General features: G+C 57.8%; 19 protein-coding genes. 7 read left to right on the top strand and 12 right to left on the bottom strand.

Annotated features, from left to right (window positions below; translation table 11 throughout):
- Nucleotides 1-1034: 1034 nt before the first annotated feature.
- A complete protein-coding gene (locus ACPPVP_RS08030; protein WP_426532921.1) occupies nt 1035-1928 on the bottom strand; it encodes a hypothetical protein in 894 nt (297 codons plus the stop codon).
- Between the two features lie 2199 nt (nt 1929-4127).
- On the opposite strand from ACPPVP_RS08030, the gene ACPPVP_RS08025 reads away from it, so the two are divergent.
- The 3 genes from ACPPVP_RS08025 to ACPPVP_RS08015 all read left to right on the top strand — a co-directional run bounded on the left by ACPPVP_RS08025 (nt 4128) and on the right by ACPPVP_RS08015 (nt 4813).
- Nucleotides 4128-4346, top strand: a complete 219-nt coding sequence (locus tag ACPPVP_RS08025) for a tyrosine-type recombinase/integrase (RefSeq protein ID WP_426537728.1) — start codon at nt 4128-4130, stop codon at nt 4344-4346.
- Entirely contained in the window at nt 4343-4564 is a 222-nt protein-coding gene (locus tag ACPPVP_RS08020; protein ID WP_426532919.1) for a tyrosine-type recombinase/integrase, read from the top strand. The genes ACPPVP_RS08025 and ACPPVP_RS08020 overlap by 4 nt, the downstream gene beginning before the upstream one ends.
- A 93-nt stretch (nt 4565-4657) precedes the next feature.
- Nucleotides 4658-4813 (top strand): hypothetical protein, encoded by a 156-nt coding sequence (locus ACPPVP_RS08015; protein ID WP_426532917.1) that lies wholly within the window; start codon nt 4658-4660, stop codon nt 4811-4813.
- Nucleotides 4814-4996: 183 nt separating this feature from the next.
- Here the strand turns inward: ACPPVP_RS08015 and ACPPVP_RS08010 are convergent, their stop codons facing one another.
- The 8 genes from ACPPVP_RS08010 to ACPPVP_RS07975 all read right to left on the bottom strand — a co-directional run bounded on the left by ACPPVP_RS08010 (nt 4997) and on the right by ACPPVP_RS07975 (nt 9248).
- Entirely contained in the window at nt 4997-5389 is a 393-nt protein-coding gene (locus ACPPVP_RS08010) for a DUF6894 family protein (protein WP_426532915.1), read from the bottom strand.
- 989 nt (nt 5390-6378) lie between these two features.
- A complete protein-coding gene (locus tag ACPPVP_RS08005) occupies nt 6379-6558 on the bottom strand; it encodes a hypothetical protein (RefSeq protein WP_426537726.1) in 180 nt (59 codons plus the stop codon).
- A gap of 111 nt (nt 6559-6669) precedes the next feature.
- On the bottom strand, nt 6670-7017 hold the full coding sequence (locus ACPPVP_RS08000; RefSeq protein ID WP_426532913.1) for a nuclear transport factor 2 family protein: 348 nt from the start codon (nt 7015-7017) through the stop codon (nt 6670-6672).
- Between the two features lie 578 nt (nt 7018-7595).
- Nucleotides 7596-7796, bottom strand: a complete 201-nt coding sequence (locus tag ACPPVP_RS07995) for a hypothetical protein (RefSeq protein WP_426532911.1) — start codon at nt 7794-7796, stop codon at nt 7596-7598.
- A gap of 75 nt (nt 7797-7871) precedes the next feature.
- Complete coding sequence (locus ACPPVP_RS07990; RefSeq protein ID WP_426532909.1) at nt 7872-7997, bottom strand: DUF3606 domain-containing protein; 126 nt, start codon at nt 7995-7997, stop codon at nt 7872-7874.
- 55 nt (nt 7998-8052) lie between these two features.
- Nucleotides 8053-8280, bottom strand: coding sequence for a hypothetical protein (locus ACPPVP_RS07985; RefSeq protein WP_426532907.1), 228 nt, complete (start codon nt 8278-8280; stop codon nt 8053-8055).
- 223 nt (nt 8281-8503) lie between these two features.
- A complete protein-coding gene (locus tag ACPPVP_RS07980) occupies nt 8504-8686 on the bottom strand; it encodes a hypothetical protein (protein WP_426532905.1) in 183 nt (60 codons plus the stop codon).
- A 343-nt stretch (nt 8687-9029) separates the two neighbouring features.
- Complete coding sequence (locus tag ACPPVP_RS07975; RefSeq protein WP_426532903.1) at nt 9030-9248, bottom strand: hypothetical protein; 219 nt, start codon at nt 9246-9248, stop codon at nt 9030-9032.
- A gap of 355 nt (nt 9249-9603) precedes the next feature.
- Between ACPPVP_RS07975 and ACPPVP_RS07970 the strand changes: the two genes are divergently transcribed.
- From ACPPVP_RS07970 to ACPPVP_RS07960, 3 genes are all read left to right on the top strand, one after another.
- A complete protein-coding gene (locus tag ACPPVP_RS07970) occupies nt 9604-10764 on the top strand; it encodes an IS30 family transposase (RefSeq protein ID WP_426526839.1) in 1161 nt (386 codons plus the stop codon).
- 79 nt (nt 10765-10843) lie between these two features.
- The gene (locus ACPPVP_RS07965) at nt 10844-11131 is read left to right on the top strand and encodes a hypothetical protein (RefSeq protein ID WP_426532901.1); all 288 of its coding nucleotides are present in this window, start codon (nt 10844-10846) and stop codon (nt 11129-11131) included.
- A 296-nt stretch (nt 11132-11427) separates the two neighbouring features.
- Complete coding sequence (locus tag ACPPVP_RS07960; protein ID WP_426532899.1) at nt 11428-12480, top strand: NAD(P)H-dependent flavin oxidoreductase; 1053 nt, start codon at nt 11428-11430, stop codon at nt 12478-12480.
- Between the two features lie 4249 nt (nt 12481-16729).
- Here ACPPVP_RS07960 and ACPPVP_RS07955 read toward each other — a convergent pair.
- Together ACPPVP_RS07955 and ACPPVP_RS07950 are read right to left on the bottom strand one after the other, a co-directional pair.
- Complete coding sequence (locus tag ACPPVP_RS07955) at nt 16730-17035, bottom strand: tyrosine-type recombinase/integrase (RefSeq protein ID WP_426532897.1); 306 nt, start codon at nt 17033-17035, stop codon at nt 16730-16732.
- A 1256-nt stretch (nt 17036-18291) separates the two neighbouring features.
- Nucleotides 18292-18528: a hypothetical protein gene (locus tag ACPPVP_RS07950; protein WP_426532895.1), complete on the bottom strand. Its 237-nt coding sequence runs from the start codon at nt 18526-18528 to the stop codon at nt 18292-18294.
- A 386-nt stretch (nt 18529-18914) separates the two neighbouring features.
- Here ACPPVP_RS07950 and ACPPVP_RS07945 point away from each other — a divergent pair, with 386 nt between their 5' ends.
- Entirely contained in the window at nt 18915-20237 is a 1323-nt protein-coding gene (locus tag ACPPVP_RS07945; RefSeq protein ID WP_426532893.1) for an alpha/beta fold hydrolase, read from the top strand.
- A gap of 63 nt (nt 20238-20300) precedes the next feature.
- Here ACPPVP_RS07945 and ACPPVP_RS07940 read toward each other — a convergent pair whose 3' ends face one another.
- The gene (locus ACPPVP_RS07940) at nt 20301-21557 is read right to left on the bottom strand and encodes an IS3 family transposase (RefSeq protein ID WP_426532891.1); all 1257 of its coding nucleotides are present in this window, start codon (nt 21555-21557) and stop codon (nt 20301-20303) included.
- Nucleotides 21558-22484 lie beyond the last annotated feature (927 nt).

Raw genomic sequence — 22484 nt, 5'->3', positions numbered from 1 at the left:
GGGCGATGCTCGCAACACACGCCAACGTTCGCTTTTCGCCCTTCCATCAGCCACGGTCCTCCAACCCATGTGCTTTAGAACAACCGACCGGCATTCCGAGTTCCGGGCGCAGCGGACGACAAGGAATGAATGTTCGTCGCGCCAGTCCCATGCCTGCCTGCTCAAATTTCGGCGGGTCTCTCTAAAACCACTGTGGAGCAGGCGTGCAACCTGATCGATGTTGAAAAACACAACGCGGGACATTTTGAGACTGCTAAGGGCGAGAGTCGTCGGCATCCTGCAGACAAATGCAGTTTCAACGTCGTCGCCCCTGAAACGCTGCGGACTCTGTTGGCCGATCCCCCTGCGGCGATGCATCGCCTCAATCCATCTAGTTCGGGAACTGGACGCGAGGAGGATCACTCGGTTTGTCTAAACTTGAAGAGCAGTTGGGGACGCTCGACAAACCCTTCGATCCCGCGCTCCGGGTTCCTTCAAAGAAGACTTTCGCAGACTCTCAATCGGCGCAGTAAGCAAATAAGGCTCCCGGCGCGCATTCGTTGCGGCAAAGGGCGCCGCCATTTTCGAAATGGGTCAAGCTCCCGCGTCGCCAAGATGAAACTCGTATACAGTTGACCTTGGTCACTCTTCAGACGGCCCATCATGGATCGACCTCGCCGAGATTCGCGTCACCACAACGGAATTACGCTTCGCGGCGTGTCTCAACCGACTTTTGCAACAAAATCTGCCAGAAGCAGACCCTCGCCGGCGGCTCCGATACTTCGATAACCTGATCGCCATGGACCGACGGTCTCTGGGACATGCGCGAGCCGTATTGAACACGTCAGCCACGCTAACCCGCATGGGCGAAAGTACAAACGCCGATCGACATACTAAAGGCGAATACAACAGATGCTAAGGGTCATTTGGGGTCTGTCCTTTCGCCTTCTATGAGTACTTGCCCAGACCCCCACCTGTTGCGCCCATCCATGAGATCAATGACAAACGACGCCGCCGGAAACATTCCAGCGGCGTCGTGTTTTAGGTCTGCGTTTTTACGGCATCACTTTCTGATGCCGACTGAACTCATTCGACCGCGCCATCCAGTCAGGCAATGGCGCACCATCACGGTGCCTTCCCCCAGCGCACGCGGCCGCCCATGCCGCCAGAGCGCCGAGCAACACGGCTGTGGCGATCGAGAATGCCACTATAATGCTGCTGCGCCGTGTCCTTGCAATTGCCGTTTTGGCGTTTGCAAGCGCGTTATCGAGCCGACGTTCCGAGTCCGCTGGTGATAGACCTGTCAAGGCACCCACCTGCTGAATCAGATAAGTGCGATCGTCCGCAGTTACGCCGCTGTGACTCGAAGTAGTGAGGAGGATGCGGCCGGCTTCGGCCCGCTCCGCGCTGAGATCTACATTGGGCGAGCGGCGACCGGCACGAAAAAGCCGATCGAGCTCGTAGCTCAGTAGCGGCTCCGCCGCGCTTGCTTGTGCACCGCTCCGCATGGACGACGTCCGGCTTACGGTAGCCGCGCCAATCAAGGCAGCGAGAATTGCGCCCATGACCACCGCCAAGGCCCAAGCACCTAGACCGTGAACGCCATCGGCCCGTTCAGTCTCCTCGACCACCGTTGCTCTGGCGCCGGCCGCAGCCCTTACACGGCCGGCCAAATACCCACCAACCCCGAAGCTGATGATTGCCTGCAAGATCAAGTAGACACCGGATAGGATTGCGAGCGCCGCGGACGCATCGCGCCAGGTAGGCGCAGTTGAGGAGATGCCAAGCCCTACCGTGATCCCGAAGCCAACCAACACCGAAGACAGCGCGGTCGCCGCTAATGCGCCAAGCACAACAGGCGACCACTCCACGAAGCGCCACCCGTTATCGTTTCGTGCCACTGGTGTTGTATCGTTTCGGGCTGCTGGCGGGATATTTTCCATCGACATTTCCATGTCCTTAGCGAAGGCCGAAGAAGGAAAGAACTGCCAGAATCACAACGACAAGACCGACGAGATAGATAAGTCCGTTCATTAGCTTGCTCCCTTGTACCCGCTCCACTTCTCACCGACAATTTACTGGTACCGGCAAAGTTCCCCAGCTCGCGGAAAAACGCGCAATGTCTGGGCGTTGCCTGCGCGTGGCCTTGATCACCCAGCCTTTCGGATTTTTTCTCCGCTGCTCGTGTTGACGCCGTGTTTTGCAAGTAGCTCGCGCGGCGCCCGTGCAAACGTCTGTGCATCTCGTGGACAGCACAAAGCGGACCAATATCTGCAAAACAGCGGCACTTCTAATCGTCGCTCCATGCCGAATTGTTGCTCTTAGGCCACCCAGTTCTAGGTAGGTACCAAGCATAACCAACTTAGGGGTGAGCAGCATGTTCGACGTATACGTTCGAGGAAACGGCCAGTTGCTGGTGATACGGCAGTGAGCGCCAACGGCCTGTAGGATCGGCACAAGAGGCTGGAAGCGGAAGCGAGCGGGCGCGCTGTTAGTGACGACATCAGTGACGCGGTGATGCGGCAGGGCTTCTACAAACGATCGTCGGCCCTTCCGATCGATAGTTCATGATGCGCGAGCAAGGTAGAATCGAAACGTCCCGAACTTCACCGCTCCGCATTCGCTGCGGCCTTAGTCGCCCACCTCGCCGCGCATTTTTCTGCGCCGTTGCTGCGTCGATCCCGTTCTTCGCCCGCGTTTCCCGTGGGGCTCGATAGCTAGTCATGCCGGCGCGGGGCGTAGCGAGACCATGAACCGCCGGCACTGCATCGGTGAGATCCGCTTTGACACCGTAAACGGCCATCGCTAAATCAGGCGAAGGTCCGAAAAGTGCCAATTCCCGAAGTGCTCATCACTCGATCGAGATCAAAGCAAACAGCGAGTCCCGACAAAATCAGAGCACCTCGCCCAGACGAGCGGGGAATCTGAAGGTGGTCCAATGTCATCTTTTAGAAGGCGCGCGGCTGGCGCACCATTAGCCGGAAGTCGTCGTCGTCGATCTCGTGAACCCAGAATTGCTTGCCGCCTTCTTGCTCTCCGCTTTGTGGTTGCGGTCTCGAGTGACCTCAGCGGCTGCAGTTGCGTGTTGAAAGCGTTTTTCAGGAAACTCTCGAGACGGTCCTGATACTCGCGTTCGCTAGTCCGATCTTTGTCCTTCATCGCCTCACTCCGCTCCGTTACGCAACGCGCTGCGTGACGATCATCCGCGCTGAGAGAAAATGCCGCACGGTCCCGTGGGGGCTGGCAAAATCACGGAGCCGTGCGGGTCGTCGCACAACGCACACGGGTTGGAGGATCGGTGCAGAGGCGGCGCTGCCTGTCACAATTAGCGTCTGGTTCAAACATGCAACGCAAGCTTAGATGCACAATTTGCGACAGCGTCGCTGTCCGATCATTAGGCCGACGCTGCTTTGCTTGAAGTGGCCAAGACTGGCGTCGCTTCTTTGGTAGCAATGTCAATCGGAATGCAAAAATGATCCCAAAAAATAAAATCTCTCGTGAACTCAAATTACTGGCTTGTGATTCGATGTGGAAGGTCTGCGTTCTCTTTCCATCACGGGTTCGACCAACAGCGTCAGGTGATCAAGTACAAAGGGCACACGCTTGCCTATAATGCCGAAGCCACTGCGGATAGCCGAAAACGAGTGAAGGAGTTCTTCGTTACCAGTTCAAGCTTGGCAGCATGTTCGAACATCTGTTGGCCGTCGCCGATCAGGTGTTCGGAGAACAGCACTGGGTACGGTGTGTCGCTCACCAAGCAGGTTGAGCAGAGCCTGCTTGCGTTCGATCTGGGGTAACTTGCGGAGGTCACCGTCACGCCGCGGAAGGTCGAAGGCGGAGGAGAATAGCCGGTCCCGTCTGCCTGCTGCTATTCGGCTTGCAGTTCTGAGAAATTGGTCCATCCTTCATGGACGACAACCACCTCACCGTCGATAATCGCCTCGCCGGATAGTCGATAGCGGAAGCGATCGCCGAGAAGCGCGTGGGCCAGTCCAGACCGTTGCGGGTGTTACCTTCGGTTGGCATGGACCTGGATGCGATAGCCAAGTACTTGATTCAGTGAAGCCACTGGTCGCCATTCGGTGCCTTGGACTTCAGCGTGGCGAGTTGGGGCTTGATGAACCGTGGCGTGGCGGCATGGCTTGCGGGTGTCCGAACTGGTGGACCTGCGGTGGGACCAGATCGACTTCGCCACGGCCACCCTGCACGTCCGCAGGGTCAAGCAAGGCACACCCAGCACCCACCCGATCATGGGTGATGAACTACGGGCCTTGCGTCGTTTACAGCGGGAGCAGGAACCCAAGTCGCCGTTCGTCTTCACCAGTGAGCGGCTGGTCCCTTCACCACGGCTGGGTTCGCCCGGATGATGGAGCGGGCTGGCTTCGAGGCGGGACTGCCGTTCAAGTGCCATCCGCACATGCTGCGTCACGCCTGCGGGTTCGCACTGGCCAATAAGGGACACGACACTCGCGCCTTACAAGCTTATCGGCCACAAGAACATTCAACGTCAGGTACACCGAGATGTCGCCGACGAGGTTCAAGGATTTTTGGAACAAGTGAAGTCTCGGCGGACTTGGGCCACTAACAGGTTGCCACCTGCGATGGTCTCAAACGGACAGTCCGTCGCGATGCGACGCAGGCCTCAAGCACAGAACAGGTTGCGGTATGTAGGTCTGCCATGACCAATCGCTCTGATCCTGACGCCGCCACTGCGATGCAATACTTGGTGTGGGCGCTTGAGTACATCGAGAAGACCGGCGATCTCAAGGCTGTGCATCACGCCCGCCTTGCCTTGGAAGCCCTGCGCGAGCGTCAGTCCGCAGCCCTCCCGTAGTCCCACGGAGTCCCCGACCACGCTCAAGGGCTGATACGCTCTGTTCAGCCAGCGCGGCTGATGAGCCATTCGGGTTGGAGATTCCTGCGTGGCGAGGCCCGATGTGTGCCGTCTCACAACGCCATGCGTCGGGCCACATTACTGTAGAAGGAGTGTTCAAGGAACGGTTCTGGTAAGGTTGGTTCAGGCATCGCTCCGCTTATTTGCAAATGCAAAGCCAACTAGGAAATGAGGCCTCCCTTCGCCATCCCTCACTTCAATGGCCATGGGGTGGCCTAACGGATCAGCGGCTCTCACCGCCAAGTCTCTGGCCATGTCCGCTAGGGTTTCAGCGGCTTCGATCTGCGCTTCTGCAATGTCCAGCAGTTCCATCCCCTCGTCGTCTTTGACGAAGCCTTCGCCGTCTCTAACGTCAAAAAAATAACGAGGCATAATGAGCAGCGGGTTACAGGTGTGGCTTTTGAACGCCTGCGCGGACGAAAACATGATGGGTCCGTATGCGTGCTGCTGGAGCAGCCGCTGGATGCACTTCAGCATTCTTTCATCGACAACCAAAACGATGTTTCGATTCTTCAAAGCACGAGACCCCTGATTTGTCGGGTCTGCCTAGATCGCTCCGACGATCTTTTAAACCTGAAATAATTGTCGAATCTCGCCAGTTGTTGGTTTTGCAAGCCAGCGGATGAGGTCAGCTATGGGGAGATGGCGGTGTAACTAGAAGACTGCCCTTGTGCGAGGATCGCCGTCATGCACCGCCACTGAACTGGGAACCCGCCTTAGAACCCGAACCACAGCACACCTATCCCTACGCCAGCCAAGGCCAGCGACCCCGCCATGTAAATGTACGTCCAGTCGTGCCTGAGCATGACCGAAGGCTTTCCCCGCTCCGATCAGGTGATTTGACTTAGATAAACGCAATGCAGAGCAAGGCGGGACAAATTGGCACAGACTGCACATGCATCCGTTTGGTGGCCGGACCAGGATCGGCCCACGAACAACAAGGTGCTTTTCCGCTTCGGTGTAGTTGTCCTCACCAGCGGAGCGAGGGTTGATATCGCGGCCTCAATGGATGAGAAAAGCGTTCCAACTACTCTGGCGCTCGCGACCCCAGCCACTCACCAACGTGCCTGCCGATTTCGGCTTGTCGGGCCTTTAGCAAAACTTGTTTACGGAGTGCGCCGGGTGGGAGCAATTCGGCTTGCTCTCTTAATCCATTTGCCTGGTCGGCTAATCGTTCTTCTAGTGATTGAACTTGCTTGCAACGGCGACGCTTCTGCATCTGCTGCTGCTCCATTCCTTTGGAGGAAAGGCGGGGGCGCAACTAAGCGACCTCGTCATCGATATTTGCCGGGAGCCTTGCGATGATGGAGAAATTGAATGCCTGATAAACCTAGAGAGATATCAAAAAAGTTTACGGTACAGGCCTATATTCACGGTCCATATCGAACTTTGCGAGACTTACTCAAATATCCCAAGTTGAGCGAAAGGCTCAAATATCGCTGGCTGGGTAACCGTGATCGAACGGCTTTGATAGGATGGCTCATGTTCAGATCGCCGAAGAGCAATTATGCTCTCTTGCCGCTCTCTAAGATCGCCTTTTCAACTTCAGACGCCAGAATCGAAAAGTGTGCCGCCAGCCGGTCGAATAGCTCGCGCTTCTTGAAGTCGGTTGCTAAATCTCGGATTAGCTCGCACTCCGCCGCGTCGCTGCGAAGTTTTTCCAACTGGGTTAGCATGTCTTGCATCGTCGCCCTTATGTTCGTTGCGCGATCAGACACGCATGACGAATGATAAGCATTGGAAATCAACAAGCAATGCTTCCCAGCTTGTTAGAGAGCGGCCGAACATGACGGTTGCTAACAAGGGCTAGGCAAACCGATCATTGGACCACACCGACAACGAGTGATCATCCCATCGGTCGCAACATCGAGCAGCGCCTGAACGATCCCGTTGTTTGTTCCGTAGGAGACCACTACGGTGCCGCCATCTAACTGCAAATCTTCCAGATCAAGTGCAGGCCATTCTACGAATCGATGACGCCAATAGGCTGCAATGCCTTCTCGACCGTGGATGATCTTCCGACCTCCGCAGGCGCACGCGATTACAGCGTCAGGGCTGTACATTCCGATCATCTGATTAATGCGGGCAGCGCGGTAGGCATCTATCCAATCTATCGCGACGGCCATCGGGTCAATGGGTGTCATTCGCCCTACCTACTTGCCATTGGTCAGCGGGTTACAACGGGAAGCGTGAACGTAATCTGAACGGCGTGGAGGGAAACTAGAGCGCAGAACTAGTGAAACGCTCGCTATGCAATCGTCAGGCGACGACGCGGTGCTAAGAGCGTGTTGACGGGGTTTCGAGGACTTGGCTGATGTCAAGCTCATCAAGCCCGTCAGCGCGAACACACTCGCATGGCATTCCCGGTCCGCATTGACATCCCAAGTCCTCCGCCCATGCACGGCGGGGATGGTTCTCACAGACCCAGCCGATGCCGAGACAGACCTTGCAATCGAAATCAATCATTGGACGAGCCTAACCGGGCATCGCCTATAGGCATCGATTGCGGAATTTGAAAGCAGGAGCCTGCGACGTTCGCCGCGTCTCATCATGCCCGTGATGTTGTCGAGCAGAAATCGCGAGGTGTCGTTAGGCTCACCGAGTTCACCTGTCCGCCTTAGAACGCTCCACGCAATGTTGAAAGACTGTTCAAAGAGTTCGGTATCGCTCATACTATACAAACTATCCGTGAACCAACGTGTTCCTACACAACACAGAGGCTTCAGGGCGGCGGCTTCAAGCCCTGTTGATCATCCTTCCCACCCTTCACCCGCGCCTCGTTTTCAATCTGGAGCGCCCTTCGCAGCAACGCGTCACGCTTGACACCAGCCGGTGTCCCACGGGCCTCCTTACGCAGCCGTCCTGCCCGCGCTGCCGGACTGTCATTGAAACGATAGACTGTGTCGCGAGCTTCTTGTTCCATTGCCGATTTCCTGTCCGACGGACGAAAGCGTGGGGGCCTCGCTCCAGAGATCGCGAGCATACCCCACGCCTTCAGTCACACCGCCAATTCCTTGCGGATAGCGGCGGCTGAATTGCCGACCTTATCGACGGCCTTCTGCAAGGTCTCATGATCTACCCCGAGCGCCTTGGTCCAATGTCTGACCTCGAAGCGTTCGCTCATGTTGATTTTGCTCTCGTCTCTCCGCTCAATTAACGCGGTTCGGAACGCCGTGTTCCTACGACGCGAGCGACAGGCTCTGTTCCTCTCTAAACCGCAGATAGGCGGCGATGGCCTTATTGGAGAGAGCTAAGTGACGCCGCTCACCCCGCCGGAGCATTGTCTCGATGCTATCGAGAAGGTGTCTCGCGGCGGTATCGGGATTCCCAAGTTTACCCGTCGCCTCCAGATAGTCCCAGGCAATCTCAAAGGACGTCGCGAAGGTGTTTTGTAGCGTCTCGCTCATAAAACAAGAAACGTCGTCAGGTGCGTCCCGTTCCCTTGGTCAGCCCGCTTGAACTAGCCCGCAGCCAGCTCCTTCCCACATGATGTCTCCGTACTCAACGTCGGCAAAGAACGTCGGCTCGATCCATGTGGCGAACCCTACCTTGCCCAACAAAAGGCCCCGGCTAGGACCGGGGCCAAGTCTTGGGAGGAACTAGAACTACAAACTTAGAGCGAGAGAAACTTCAGATGGCGTCCCATTGCTCAACTACGAGCGGAGCCTTAAAGGTCGCCAGCATTTCAGTTGGGTTGATCGACGAAGGCGCAGTAGTTGCTTGAAGCGGCGTTACAGAATGCGACCACGCAATTAATGCTGCAACAGCAATCCCAACCCCGATTGTTCCGGTGGAGAAGAACAGCTTGAACATGATGGCACCCCTGTGTTCGTGATGCAGTAATCATGAGCCAGCCGCGTTTCGGGACTTTGCCGTTGCCTACCAAAAATGATGTCGTGCAGAATTCGTTTTGTTTCGTGGGTTATGCCGTATGTTTCGTCATATGCTGCGACGAAATAGGGTTATCGAACGTGACCCTCCTGCTCGCAGCGGTTCCGTTACTTCTCGCGGGGCTGGCTGTTGTTCAGGTCGACAAGAAAAATGCCCGTCGCGCTTGGAGGGCCACGACGAGCATTCTTCATTCGATCAGTGTGACCGTCCTTCAACCATAGGGCCGATCAGGAAAATACGGCAATCACGGTTCATCACAGTCGCTTCAGGGAACGTGATCGTGCGGGCTGCCACCAATGCTGTAGGGCTTGTTGAGGAAGTATTCGGGGTTGCCGAACGCTTTCGCGGCGTATTGATCGATTGCGACCGCGATGGCCTGCACATGCCGATAGCACCAGCCTTTCCACGTTGCTAACTGGCGGACCTCGGCCAGCGCCTTGATGAACGGCGGGGGATTGGGATCGTCTTGGTAGTATTTCACCATTTTCTTCCGTCCAGAACTCGTCGGCCTAGGGCAGTTCCGCCTTCAGCCGGTCGCGTTGAGTGAGGCCGTCATTCTTGTCTAGCATCCGGAGCAGCAGAGCCACTGCCGACGGGACCGGGAACGACCTAAGAGGAACGTCCCTCCTCTCCTGTGCCAAAGAAGGGGCAATAGCCCGGAGTTACGGCGTGGCGGAATCGGAGAATCGGATTTTCCGCCGTTCCTAGGTCTTCACGTTTTCACACAGCCAGGGTCAGAAACGGTCATGGACCGGCGCATAAGCGTTGTCCGCTTTGCCCCGGTGGTCTCAACCGGTCGCCGCAACACTTTATCTTAGAGGGAAAAGATGGAGTGTGGGATGGAACGGAGATTTCATAGAGGTTTTACTGCGGCGGAGAAGACGGAATTATGGGATCGCTGGAAGCGTGGGGAGTCGCTGAAGGCGATTGGACGAGCTTTTGGTAAGCAGTCATCGTCGATCTATTTTCTGGTGGCTCCGCATGGTGGGATTCGTCCTGCGGAGCGGCGTCGCTCCAGGTTGGCGTTGACGCTTGCGGAACGCGAGGTGATTTCCAGAGGTGTTACGGCACATCGATCGGCCCGGTCGATCGCCAAACTGCTTGGCCGCTCACCCTCGACGGTGAGCCGGGAAATGGGTCGCAATGGCGGCTATGATCGCTACCGAGCGACACTTGCGGACGAGAATGCCTGGGCGCGATCCCGTCGTCCAAAATGTTGTAAGTTAGCGACCAATCCGCGGCTTCGGCGGGCGGTGGCAGGCAAGCTCAGATTGGATTGGTCACCCGAGCAGATAGCCGGTTGGCTGAAGAGAACGCATCCTGAAGACGAGTGTAATCAGGTGTCACACGAGACCATCTATCGCAGCTTGTTTGTCCAAGCACGCGGCGTGCTCAAGAAAGAGCTGCTTAGCCATCTTCGATCGAAGCGCTCGATGCGTCGCTCCAGGCCGGTTGACCCAAATGGGGATAGACGGGGGCACATCAAGGATATCGTCTCAATCAGCCAGCGACCGGCGGCGGTTGAAGATCGGGCGGTGCCTGGCCATTGGGAAGGCGATCTGTTGTCCGGACCGAACAACAGCTACATCGCGACCCTGGTCGAGCGTCATACGCGTTACGTGATGTTGGCCAAGGTGGCAGGCAAGGACACCCAGACGGTCGTATCCGCGCTCATCAAGCAGGCGAAGAAGCTACCAAAGGAGCTGTATAAGTCCCTGACCTGGGATCGGGGCAAGGAACTTACGGATCATCGTCGCTTTACGTTGGCGACCAACATCGACGTCTATTTTTGCGATCCGCAAAGCCCGTGGCAGCGCGGGTCGAACGAGAATACCAATGGCCTGCTGAGACAGTACTTCCCGAAGGGCACCGACTTGTCGGTGCATTCGCAAGCCTATCTGAACAAAGTGGCTCGTCAGCTAAACGAACGACCACGTGAGACCTTGCAATTTGAAACACCAGCGGAGAGATTTAACGCCTGTGTTGCGTCGACCGGTTGAGCCGGCACCCCAGGAACGGACATTCTTGCGAACGGCCGCTTTCCGCCAGGAGCGGCCTGTCGCAAATCGGATAATGACGATGTCTGCGTTTTACTCGATACTGTTGCGGTCATCCGCAGGAAGCGGACAGCGTCAGGGCCGTTGGGCATGTCGCAAACTTACAATCGCAGACCATCACCACGAAAATTGCGGTCTTGCTGAGCCACGGCCATTCTCCTTCGTATTCCCGCCAACCCGTCAGGAAAAGGAACGCCTGCTCGACCCGCTTGGAATGAAAGACACCACTTTCTATGCGCCGTCCTTAGATGAGCATGCGTGGAAGTTATTGAACCCCAAGTTAGGCGACATGGTTTCTGGCGATTTGTAGAGATTGGTAAACAAACCGTGCGAGACCGTCACGAACAGGAATAGCGCTGCCATCTGATGCTGCTCGCCAAGGGCTAGTGGAGTTCGATCTAAAGGCGAGCTCGCTACGCCGGCAACAATCTGTTAGGCGGTGCGTTCGTCGCTTGTGCCTCGGCATTGAACAGGGGCGGAGCAGGTTCGCCTAAAGCGATAGCTAGTATCGCGTTTTCTGAATTCCAGTAAGTAGGGCTCCCTTTTGCACCACGGGGCGCTGATCTGAAGCAATCGGGACCTTTGATCTAGCATGACAAGAGTGGCATGCTTTACTTAACGAAGCTGCTTCAACGATCGAAGGATATGCCAATGACGCCGTCTATGTGCGAACGTCTTGGGATCGGCATCCCCATAATCCAAGCGCCTATGGGGGGAGCTGTCGGCCCCGCTCTTGCTGCAGCAGTTAGCAACGCCGGCGGCTTGGGCACACTCGCCCTTTGGGGAACGGATATCGACACGTTGCGCCGGCAAGTTCGCGAAACGCAAGCGCTCACTCATAAACCGTTCGCGGTCAACCTGAACTTGGAGTTTCCGCAGGAAGAGCGGCTCGAAGCTTGCCTTCGAGAGAAGGTGCCGGTTATCTCGTTCTTCTGGCGTGAGCCCTCAGCACTCGTTGAACGAGCAAAACAGGCTGGCGCGGTAGTTCTTCATACGGTCAGTACAGCTAAGGAAGCTCGCCAAGCCGTCGAGTGCGGTGTTGATGTTGTCGTCGCTCAAGGTTGGGAAGCGGGCGGCCATGTGCGAGGGACAGTCGCAACGATGCCGCTCATTCCGGCAGTAGTAGACACCGTGGGATCAATTCCTGTCGTAGCCGCAGGCGGCATTGCCGATGGACGTGGATTAGCCGCTGCATTGGCTCTTGGCGCGTCAGGGGCGTGGATCGGAACCCGTTTTCTCGCCAGTCACGAGGTGGCCATTCACCCGCACTATCGCGAACGGCTTTTGCGAGCGACAGAAAACGATACAGTTTATCTGGATGAGTTGTTCGACATCGGTTGGCCCAGGGCGCCTCATCGTGTTCTGCGAAATAGTACCGTTGCCGAGTGGGAAAGCGCAGGACGACCAGCGACGGGAAGTCGGCCCGGCGAGGGGGAGATCGTCGCAACTTCAAAATCTCGCGGACCAATCGTACGCTATCGATCATATACTCCCGGTGCTGACGCCGATGGCGACATAGAAGCATTGTCGCTTTGGGCCGGCCAAAGTGTCGCCCTTGTTCATAGGGTGCAACCTGCAGCGGAAATCATACGAGAGATCGTAAGCGAAGCTCAATCTGTGTTGGATCGACTAGCTCAACGGAGGTTGGAAACCTATTGATTATGGTTCACCCTGTCGTCGTAGCTGATGAGTGTCTCCCCGAGAACCCCGCGGCAAGCTATTTATTTCTTGTAGACGAACGAAAACTGATGGGTCTTAGGTGGCGTTCTCCTTGTAGGGAACCCTGGATCGGTTGCCCTCGCCCCTCCGCGGTAACCGCCGCAATCACTAAACAAAGCGGGGGCCCAATTGCTTGCCTTGTCTGCGGGAACTGGCCCGCAGCGGATCGACTTTCAATGCACGCGATGATTGACCGCTGCCCATGCGCGACGACCTGGACTTGCGACGGCTGCGTGCGAGCCTTTGGGAATAACTGCGTTGTTGGTCGGAAGTCGCGCAGAACGAAGCCAACAACGCACTGCGCCTTTGTAGAGTCGGTCGTGCTCCGGCTGCGGGGCGAACGAGGACATCCCCGAGGGCGACTGGCTCTGCCAAACTTCGGGACGGCCCGGAGCAGCTCAGAAGAGTCGCGACAACGATCTTGTCGTGGCTGAAGACCGGTCGCACGCATTGAATGGGAAAAGTTACCATGGCTGAAGGCGGCGTCATGGACTGGGCATCCGGTAGGTGGCGAGATCGCCCCGCCGGAATATCGAAGGGACGCCCATTAGCGCGCTGTGTAGGATCGGGCACTGCAAAATCCGTTAAGCATTTGTGGCTATTACGAAGGTGCAGTTCGCAATCCTTCCAGGCATTTCGGTGATTCACGGTCTAAGACGATTGTTGTTGCAGGGGGCGCTGCGCGTGGCGCTCGTTGCCGTCACCACCGCCGGTGTAGTGGGATTCTTGTCGCTTATCGCTCGCCCATCGCAGGTTCCCGGGCAGACGCTTGCCGACGCCAAGGCTCCGAGCCGGGCGTGTATGCCCAGCCATTGCCGCGCAAAGCCAGAGGCCGTTCTGCGCAATGATAAACGGTGAAAGTCGGCCCTTGCGCCCATTCGAGCCGGGCGAGATCGGCCCGGTCCTTTCCGCTATTGCCCGCCTAAGGGATGGTTTCGAATCTCCGTCGACAGGCGCCACCGCGGGGCTGATCGCCGGATCAAGGTCGATGAGCCGCGCCAAGATGCATTTTCCTGAGCCGGGCTCTCTCGGCTTGCTGCGCTCCTAGGCGCCACTCCCCGATTTGATCTCCGCTCAAAATAAGCTGCGCGTGGCTTCCCATCTGTAATCGACATGTCTCGTTGTTTCGAGCGGCCGCGCGGGTTCGACAATTCTCGCCGCTTCGGTAGCACGCGACGGCCCTGGCGCACGGCTCAGCATCGGAACGCGGCTCGGTACGGGCGAAAAGGCGCGCCTGATGCCCGTCAGAATCGCAGACTTAGAGCTATGATCGTCATTGCCCATCGGGCGATGCTGGCGCGACGGCCTTAAAAAACGGTTAGTTGGTTCCGTCGCTCTAACGAGAACATCGAGTTTCGCCGCTCGCGACCTACTTCTTGAGGACGCCGGCATCCGTATTGCCGAGGCTCTGCGTGGCTGCGTTTGCCGCGGGGGTGTCGACGGCATTGCCATGAGAGGCAGGCGCGGAGCCCGCGCCGCCTGTCTGCGGTGCTCCGAGGTTGTTCCCGGTTGTGCGCTTGCCGAGAGCATTTGCAGTGTTGGGCCCCGGTGCCCCTCCCGTACCGCTAATGGTGCTGCCGTTCGAAAGCGTCGATCCGGACCCGCCTGCCCCGGCGGATGATCCGGCAGATGTCCCACCGGAACTCTGCGCAAGTGCGAAAGAACAAGCTGCAAGGCTGACGCCTAAAGCGATACAAATTACTTTCATCGAACCCTCCGACGATGCGCGGCCGGCCTTTGATACCGCTGACGGACCGGGACAATCGAATGGCCGGCGGTCTCGTTCCTACCGCAGGAACGAATTGACGATCGCGTGCTTTGAAATCACAGTGCGCGCAACCATTTTACCCCCGGCCCTAAATTTGGAATGCTAACGAACTCTTCATCTGTGATTTCTCGGAGATCTTGTAGGCCTAGCCAGCCCCTTTCCGCTCATCCGAGCCGGCGAAACGGCTTGCCGATCAGCATCGCGAATGGAAGCCTCAGGGCGAGCACAGATTTGCTGAGAGACCGCCTTCTCGTAGTCTTTTCGTTTGTTAGTTCCAGGATTAACTCGCCGCGCCGACATCAAGCTTAACGAGCGATGTTCGTTGCGCCCTCATACAAGTCAGGTACCCATCATCCACCGGACAGTTTCCGCAACGTTCGGACCCACACTAGCGAAGCCGTCAGGCGATCATACTCCGCTTGGCGGCTTTTTTTAGAGCAACCGTGCAAATGAGCCATTATCGCATTGTGACAATTAATTACGATGGCCAGTTGAGTCGGCACCGCGGGTTCAAGTGCGAGAATGACGACGACGCAATTGTGTGGGCTAAACAACTGGTAGACGTGTCGCCAGTCGAGCTTTGGTGCGGCGCTCGATTCGTCGCTCGCCTCGAACCGCCACCCGCTAAAAAGTTCCGGTAAGCGCATTCGTGTTGAGCGGTTAGGTTAAGAACCGTTTCGAATTGCTCGCCCGCGTTCCGCCCTATACCCGTTTCAGGGTCCTGCAATCCAGCGGCTCCATTAGACAGCGCGGGTTCATTGCGAGTGCGGGACACGGGCCGCTGGTCTTTGTCCTCACAAGGGCCGGCGGTCCACCATCGCGCCGGTACATCCGCGGTCGCAGTGGCAGGCTGACGTCGTTGATCAGGTGGCCCGGTTTGGGTGGGATGATCGTAGCCGCGCTGCTGGATCAGCTCCAGCGCCGCGCGGATCGCCCTATTGCCGGCAATGTGCAAGCTGGTCTTTTCCTGGATCAGCATGACGAGGACGTGCGTCTCGGCGTCGTGAGCGGTGCCGGCACACCGAGAAGGCGCCCGATATCCTTAAGGGAGTTGCTTACGCTGGGGCCGGCGCTTTCTGCGCACGGGCGAAGTCTTGCCTGTCATGCTATTTTCGATGGTGGTGAATAGGGAACAAACCGGGCATTACAGTCACGACTTCGTCCGTGTGACCTCCCTCACGTCGGCCTCCGCTGCTCCGGTCCACCATTGTGCTGGGGCGAAGAGGCGCAGGACATGAAACCCTCGAAACAAATACCCATGCGGCGAAAAATCGATGTGCTGAGTCATCGTAGGGCTGGGGGTAATCGCACTCGGAATCGTTACCACGACCGCACGCATTTTGGGTACGTCCGTCCAAGAGTATGCCCGCCTAGTTCCGTTTTAGTGGCTGGCTCGTCATGGGTTTCGGCTGGAATAGGAACGAACGCGAAGCGCAACGGTTTTCCATGGGCTAAAAAACTGAACCCAGGGAGATCCAATGAAGAAGATCCTATTAGCCTCAGCTTGCATCTTCGCTCTCGCAACACCCACCGCCTTCGCACAGACCGCCCAGCCATCTCCTGGTGCGTCTAGCCAAGGCAATGTTGGACCGGGCGCGTCCGAAGGCGCAATGAAGGACGGCGCAATGAAACAGGGCACCACAGGTACGAGCAGCAGACCCTCGTCTGGCGGTGACGCCAGCACTTCCGGCGCAGGTACCGCAGCTGGCCCAAATAACACGGGCGCTGCCAAGGAAACGGGTGCCGTACAGAAGGGCGTAAATAAACAGTAAGTCGAACGCACTGAAAGCCGAGGCCGTCCGCAGGGGCGGCCTCAATCATGTGGACTCAGCGCGAGTCACCCATGCGTTTTACCGGCTTGCCGGTACCAACCTTCGCGCCAACGCAATCGCCCATCAGTGGGCCATTCTGAGCCATTGACGCCGCGTCACTCTCCCGTGAACGAAGTCTTTCTGTCAGCAACACGAAGCGATCTTGAAACAATCCGGGCTCAGCCTTCCTCGTGCATCACGGGGGACGTTCAAATGACGCTTTCATCGCCACTGTCTCTATTCTCAGCGCCGGAACACTTGCCGCACTGATGCTCTTCACCGGCCTCGGAGCCGACGTGGCTTTGGCCGTAGTCGCAGTTATTTAGCGCGAGCCTTCTGCGGCCATTGCTACAGCCTTAGCCTTCTCCAGTGCGATCTCGCGATCCAGCGTTTTGGGGGTTGAGCCGGCGGCTCGGTAGGTCATCCCAATAGAAGTACACGCTGGGCCGATCATGCGGGTAACGCACAAGGATCCGCACTGCGGCACCGCTTCGTGTTTATCGGTGTGGACAACCGTGTTCGCGATCGAGCGTTGGCCCATGAAGGCCTGAAGCATACGCGTATCGATCCCGCTGCCGGCCAGGGCGCACCCGGCAGCGTGAATGGCAGCTCAGCAGCTACGCCAAGCCGTTCGATTAGCTTCTGTACGGGTGCCTTGCGTTCGGACAGGAACACCAAGTCTGCATGAGGATGCTCGCGGCGTAATGCCCGCAACAGCCGCAGCTCCTCCACCTTGAAGACCGTGGATGCCAGGCGTACCGTTCTTGGCGCGGCGGATGTGGATAGTTGCGGTATCAAGGTCAATCTGCTGCCGGCGAATGTCGACCAGTTCACTGACCCGCAACGCAAGCCGGAAGGCCAAGAGGACCAGCAACCGGTCGCGCGTCGGGTTGCGGCTGTTGCCGGCAGTGTCCATCAGCCTGGCAATCTCGCCTCTGTCAGATACTCGCGCTGCCGGTAATCGGCGTTCTTGGCCAAGCGGCCGGCGGGTCGTCGCGAGCGTGCCTCCATCGCCGTCAGCGGCAGCCCCACTTAGCAACTTCAACAGCGTTCGCCCGTTGATCTCTGTCGGTCGCCGACCTCACTTGATCGAGGAGCAAGCGTTCGGCTGGGGTCGCCGGGGAGCCCCCCTCGGCGGCCCCAAGCAATCAGCCAAGCAACCACCGCGGCATTTCCTCGTTGATTCAAGCCCCCTGCAGGGTCCCCTTGCAGGGGTTTGTCACGCGCGGCACGAATTAGGCTTAACTTGTCTGTTAGGCGCTCGGTTACTTCCCATCTGGTCGCCTGCAGCTATTCATTATTAAGATAAGACCGAGCGCTGCAGTCTTTAAATTAAGATTTGTGGTCCGTAAGTTCTCAGGGATGAGCACACCCACAAAACCGTACGTGAGGCCGCAGGCGCCGACCAGAGACCAGCTTCGTGCGATACTGGCTCAGGCCGTGCGCAACACCCAGCCTGAACTCAACCCCATCACCGACCAAGCCCCCGGACCTAAGGCAAAGCGACGAGCTCGCCTCACAAAGGGCGCCCCTGCAAAGCTTGCGGCCAAGGGGCGCAAAGGTCGCGGCTAGAGCCCACCGGTGCGTCTGCGCGTTAAGGCGCACGACAAGTAATCCACCGCACCCGCCGCGCTGCACGGGATCGGCGAGCGGTCAGATCCCTGCCCCGGTTTTGAAGTTCGGGCAGCGTACCGCCGCGGTTGCCTAAGCGACAGCAAGAGAAAGCGTTGGCTGATTCCGGGCCGCTTCCGCATAACGTCGAAGGATTGGAAGCCGGCGGAGCCAACTTCCAGTCGGTCAAACTCAAATGTTGCATGATGGCTCGGTGGTTCATGTTTGGGCCTTTGCCCGAACTTCCGATCGTCATTTCCTGGCCTCGGCCCAGTCGACCAGCTGATGAATATCTTCCACGGCTGCAACCATCTTGGGAGCGCTGCGATCACGATACTAATAACGCGAAATTCGATCGACTCGCATTTTTTCTCGAAATCGACTCAGTCGAATTCACGCAGACTGGCGCATAACGACCCAGATCAAAATAATCAGGACGCCAATGATCAAAAGTTGAACGTCGGGATCCGCGCTAACAAGCCGACGGATGGCTTCGGACGGCGTTGTGCCGCTTTAAGCTAACACTTCCCCCATCATCATGTTGCCCTCGTGGGCCAAAAATCATATGATCCCTTCGATCAAGACCTTCCAACCTTGTACATCTTTACTCATCCACAGCACGACGCCAAGCTCTGCTAAGTGGTGCGGCAACTCGCAATCGGGACGGGCATCCATATTGTTGACAAACGAGGAAACCGCGCCTTTGAGATCGCCTCGGTCAAGATAATCGAAAGCGCGTTGTTTACACCGTTCGACATACTTGTCGCGCGGAACATCGGCAATAACAGAACGATCCATTCATTAGCTCCCAATCGAATCAGAACGTTGACTGGCGGCCGATCAGAATAAAGTGGAATCGAACTGTCTGTTCGAAAGTTAACAATCAGACGCTTTTTTAGTCACCGTGTGGGGATCAGGACACAGCGGCTGCCGCGGCAAGCTGGCGACGTACGTTGATCGGGGCAAAGCGGACCTCGCGCTCGAGTATGTCGAGGTCTTAGTTGTGCGCCTTCAGACTTGTCGCGGCCTCTGATTGCGGGCAGACTAGTAATGGCATGAGAGGGTAAAAGCCATGCAGCGCCGGCTTGCAGCCATTCTAGCGGCGGATGTGGTCGGATACAGCCGGCTGATGGGCGCCGACGATCGGGACCCTCAATTCTCTCAAATCGCACCGCCGCGAACTGGTGGACTGCGGCATTTCCGAGCATCACGGCCGCATCGTGAAAACCACCGGCGACGGGATGCTGGTGGAATTCGCCAGCGTCGTCGATGCGGTCGCCTGCGCGGTTAAGGTCCAGCGCAGCATGGTCGGGCGCAACGCCGACGTGCCTGCGGAACGGCAGATCGTGTTCCGGATCGGCATCAACGTCGGCGACATCATCATCGACGGCGACGACATCTTCGGCGACGGCGTCAACATCGCGGCACGCCTGGAAACGCTCTGCGAACCCGGCGGGCTATGCATCTCGCGGGCGGCGAACGACCAGATACGGGACAAGCTGTCGATGGCGTTCGCCGATCTTGGCGAGCAGGCGGTAAAGAACATCGCGCGGGCGGTCGGCGTATTCGGGCTGACCGCCAAGGACATCGAGGCGATTCCGGACGCCGCGATCCCGTCGTCGGCGGAAGACGCGGTGGCGGCATCGGCCGTCCGGTACGAGCAGGAAATCCACTTCTGCCAGACCGGCGACGGCGTGCAGCTGGCCTATGCCCGGATGGGCCAGGGTCTTCCGCTAGTCAAAACCGGCCACTGGATGACCCACATCGAGTTCGAATTCGAAAGCCCGGTTCGGCGTCATTTTTACCAGGAACTGTCCCGGCATAACGCTTTCTACCGCTACGACGCGAGGGGGAACGGGCTGTCGGACCGCGATGTTCAGGAAGTTACGTTCGAGAAGTTCGTAGACGACCTCGAAGCGGTGGTCGACGCCGCCGGCATCGAGCGGTTCGCGTTGCTCGGCATCTCGCAGGGTTGCGCAGTCTCGATCGCCTATGCGGTCCGGCATCCGGAGCGGGTGTCGCATCTGATCCTCTACGGAGGCTACGCGGTCGGCTGGAAGAAGCGCGCCAGGACCGAGGCGGACAAGGCGGCCGGGGATGCGATGCTCACCTTGATGCGGCTCGGATGGGGCCAGGAAAACCCGGCCTTCCGGCAGATGTTCACAACCCAGTTCATTCCGGGCGCCAACAAAGAGCAGGCCGACTGGTTTAACGACCTGCAACGGGTCTCGTGTTTGCCGGAGGACGCTGCGCGCAATTTTCTCGCGAACGGCGAAGTGGACATCGGTGCGCTGCTGCCGCAGGTCAAGGTGCCGACCCTGGTCATGCATTGCCGCAACGACGCCAGGGTGCCGTTCGAGGCCGGCCGCCGGGTGGCCGCCGGGATTCCGGGGGCCCGCTTCGTTCCGCTCGAGGGCCGCAATCACATCATGTTGGAGGGCGAGCCGGCGTTGGCGCGTTTTCTCGAGGAGTTGAGATCATTTCTTGCCTCCGATATAAAACACTAAACTGGACTGCACCCCTCAAGTGAGACACGATAATCTCAGTGACAGTGCGGTTGCCACGACGGGTTATCGTGCTTTGTTTTGCGCGAACGCGGTTTCGAACTCAATAGGCGATTGGTAGCCAAGCGCCGAGTGCAGACGTTCCTTATTGTAGACGTCGGCGGTGAAGCAATCGATGCGGCGACGCGCGTCTCGGATGTCGGAGAACGCCTTGCCGTTGACCTCTTCGGCCTTGAGCGTCTTCATGAAGCTCTCGGCTTTGGCGTTGTCGAATGGGTTGCCCGGTCTGCTCATGCTGATCGTGATGTCGCGATCCGCCAGTATCTGGCGATAGGCGATCGAGGCGTACTGCACGCCGCGATCGGAATGGTGGATCAGGCTGCCGCGCTGCGGCTTGCGGGCCTCGATTGCCCTATCCAATGCCGCGATCGCGAGTGAGGCATCGAGCGTGTTCTCGAAGGCCCAGCCAACCGCCTTGCGCGAGAAGGCGTCGAGGATAACCGCGAGATAGGCGAAGGTCTTGGCGAGATGGACGTAGGTGATGTCCGCGACCCAGATCTGATCAGGAGCGGACGGTACTAGGCCGCGCACGAGATTGGGCACCACGACGATGTCCCTTGGTCGCTCTGCAGGCGGCTTCAGGAATGGCGCCTTGCACTGTGCGAGCAAATTGTCCTCGCGCATGAGCCTGAGGACTTTCTTGGCGTTTACGACCATGCCTTTGCGTCGGATGACGGCGGTCACACGTCGGTAGCCGTAAAACGGATGCTTGAGGCAGATGCGCTGGAGCTGGTCGCGCAGCTCGCAATCGGCCAATTCACGACTGCGTCTGTTGAGGTGCCGGTAATAGGTCGCGCGCGGTAGGCCAGCCAGACCACAGAGCCGCTGCACGTGAGCATTGGAATCCGTTGCCTCCGATGTCATGGCTTGGATGACTTCGATGATGCGGGTGCGGGTTTGCCTTGCGCTGCCGGCCGCTCCAATGCGCGCAAGGCTTGCCGAAAAAAAATCGAGATCGATCTGCTGGCGGCCCACCAGCCGTTCGAGCTCGGCGATGCGGGCATTCGCACGCGTCAGTGCAGAACGCTTGTCGTTAAAGGTTGCCGGAGCTTTGAGCTTCCGGGGGCCAGGTTTCGGTCCCGGCTTGCGGTTCAATCCCTCGGGCCCTTGCGCCTTCCAAGCCTTGATCCAGTCGTGCAGAATCTTGCGGGATATCCCAAGTTCGCGAGCCACGGGCAGAACGCCTTCGCCTCGCTCGACACGCTTGATCGCCTTCAGTTTGTATGCCGTCGGAAACTGACGGTTCTTTCCTCTTGCTGCCACAGGTCATCCTCGAAATGCCTGTCACTGAGATTATCGTGTCTCACTTGAGGGGTGCAGTCCAAAACACTAAATACATTTGGAGTTTGGTACGCAGACGGGCTTGCCGCCCAATATGCGCCGCGGCTGTCTTATGTCTGTTCTAGCACTTTCGGACGCACCCCACCGCGCTGCCACGTCCGTTGATAGGTGCAAAGCGGACCTCGAACCGGACTCTTGAATGAGCCATATAACATTGGCGGTAGCAGCAACGATCCCGTCCCTTGATTGTTCGGAATCAATGGGACGTAAGTAAAATATCCGCCGTTCCCTCCAAGCGCCGCGGCCTTCTTGCAATCTGCGTCGTCTCCATGCCGGGGTTCCAGCGCGCAACCCTGATGCCGATGCTCCCAAGGGCGAGCAGTGGATACACGAAATCAAATTCGTCGTGCTAATCGTTTGGCATGAGGCCGCGAGACAAGGACGCGATGTGGGCGGTGCACTTGTACTTCGCGGCAGCCATCCTTTATGGCAGCTGTTTGGCGTGGTCGGATTTTTACAACTGGCGACGAACGAATTCTTGCAATCCTGGCTGTTAGCCTGACGATTCTTCGGAGCCTGTCAGCCATCTTTCTGATCGGCATCAGAAACCTTTGGCTCGATGGCCGCAACACGAAGCGGTATGCGCGCGAGCAGGGTCTCGGTTAGTTGTGCTTGCATTCGGCGTCGATCAATTCGATTGAAGACCCGGAAAATCTCGATCAACTAGACAGTATTTGACTGCGTAGTTGCGCGAGCCTCATGATTGACTTGAACCTATCATCGGTGGAATTTCGATTGCCCGTCCTTGGTGATGATTCAAAAGTCAGCGCATGCACACGGCATGGCGTCGCGATGGCATCAAGGCCGACGAAATATCGTGCTCTCTCGAGCGAGTCGATGCGCTCCCAT

The organism is Bradyrhizobium sp. McL0615, assembly GCF_049993905.1.
Lineage (GTDB): Bacteria > Pseudomonadota > Alphaproteobacteria > Rhizobiales > Xanthobacteraceae > Bradyrhizobium.
Note: the sequence above shows the minus strand (reverse complement) of the source record. Positions and strands in the feature narration are given on the sequence as shown.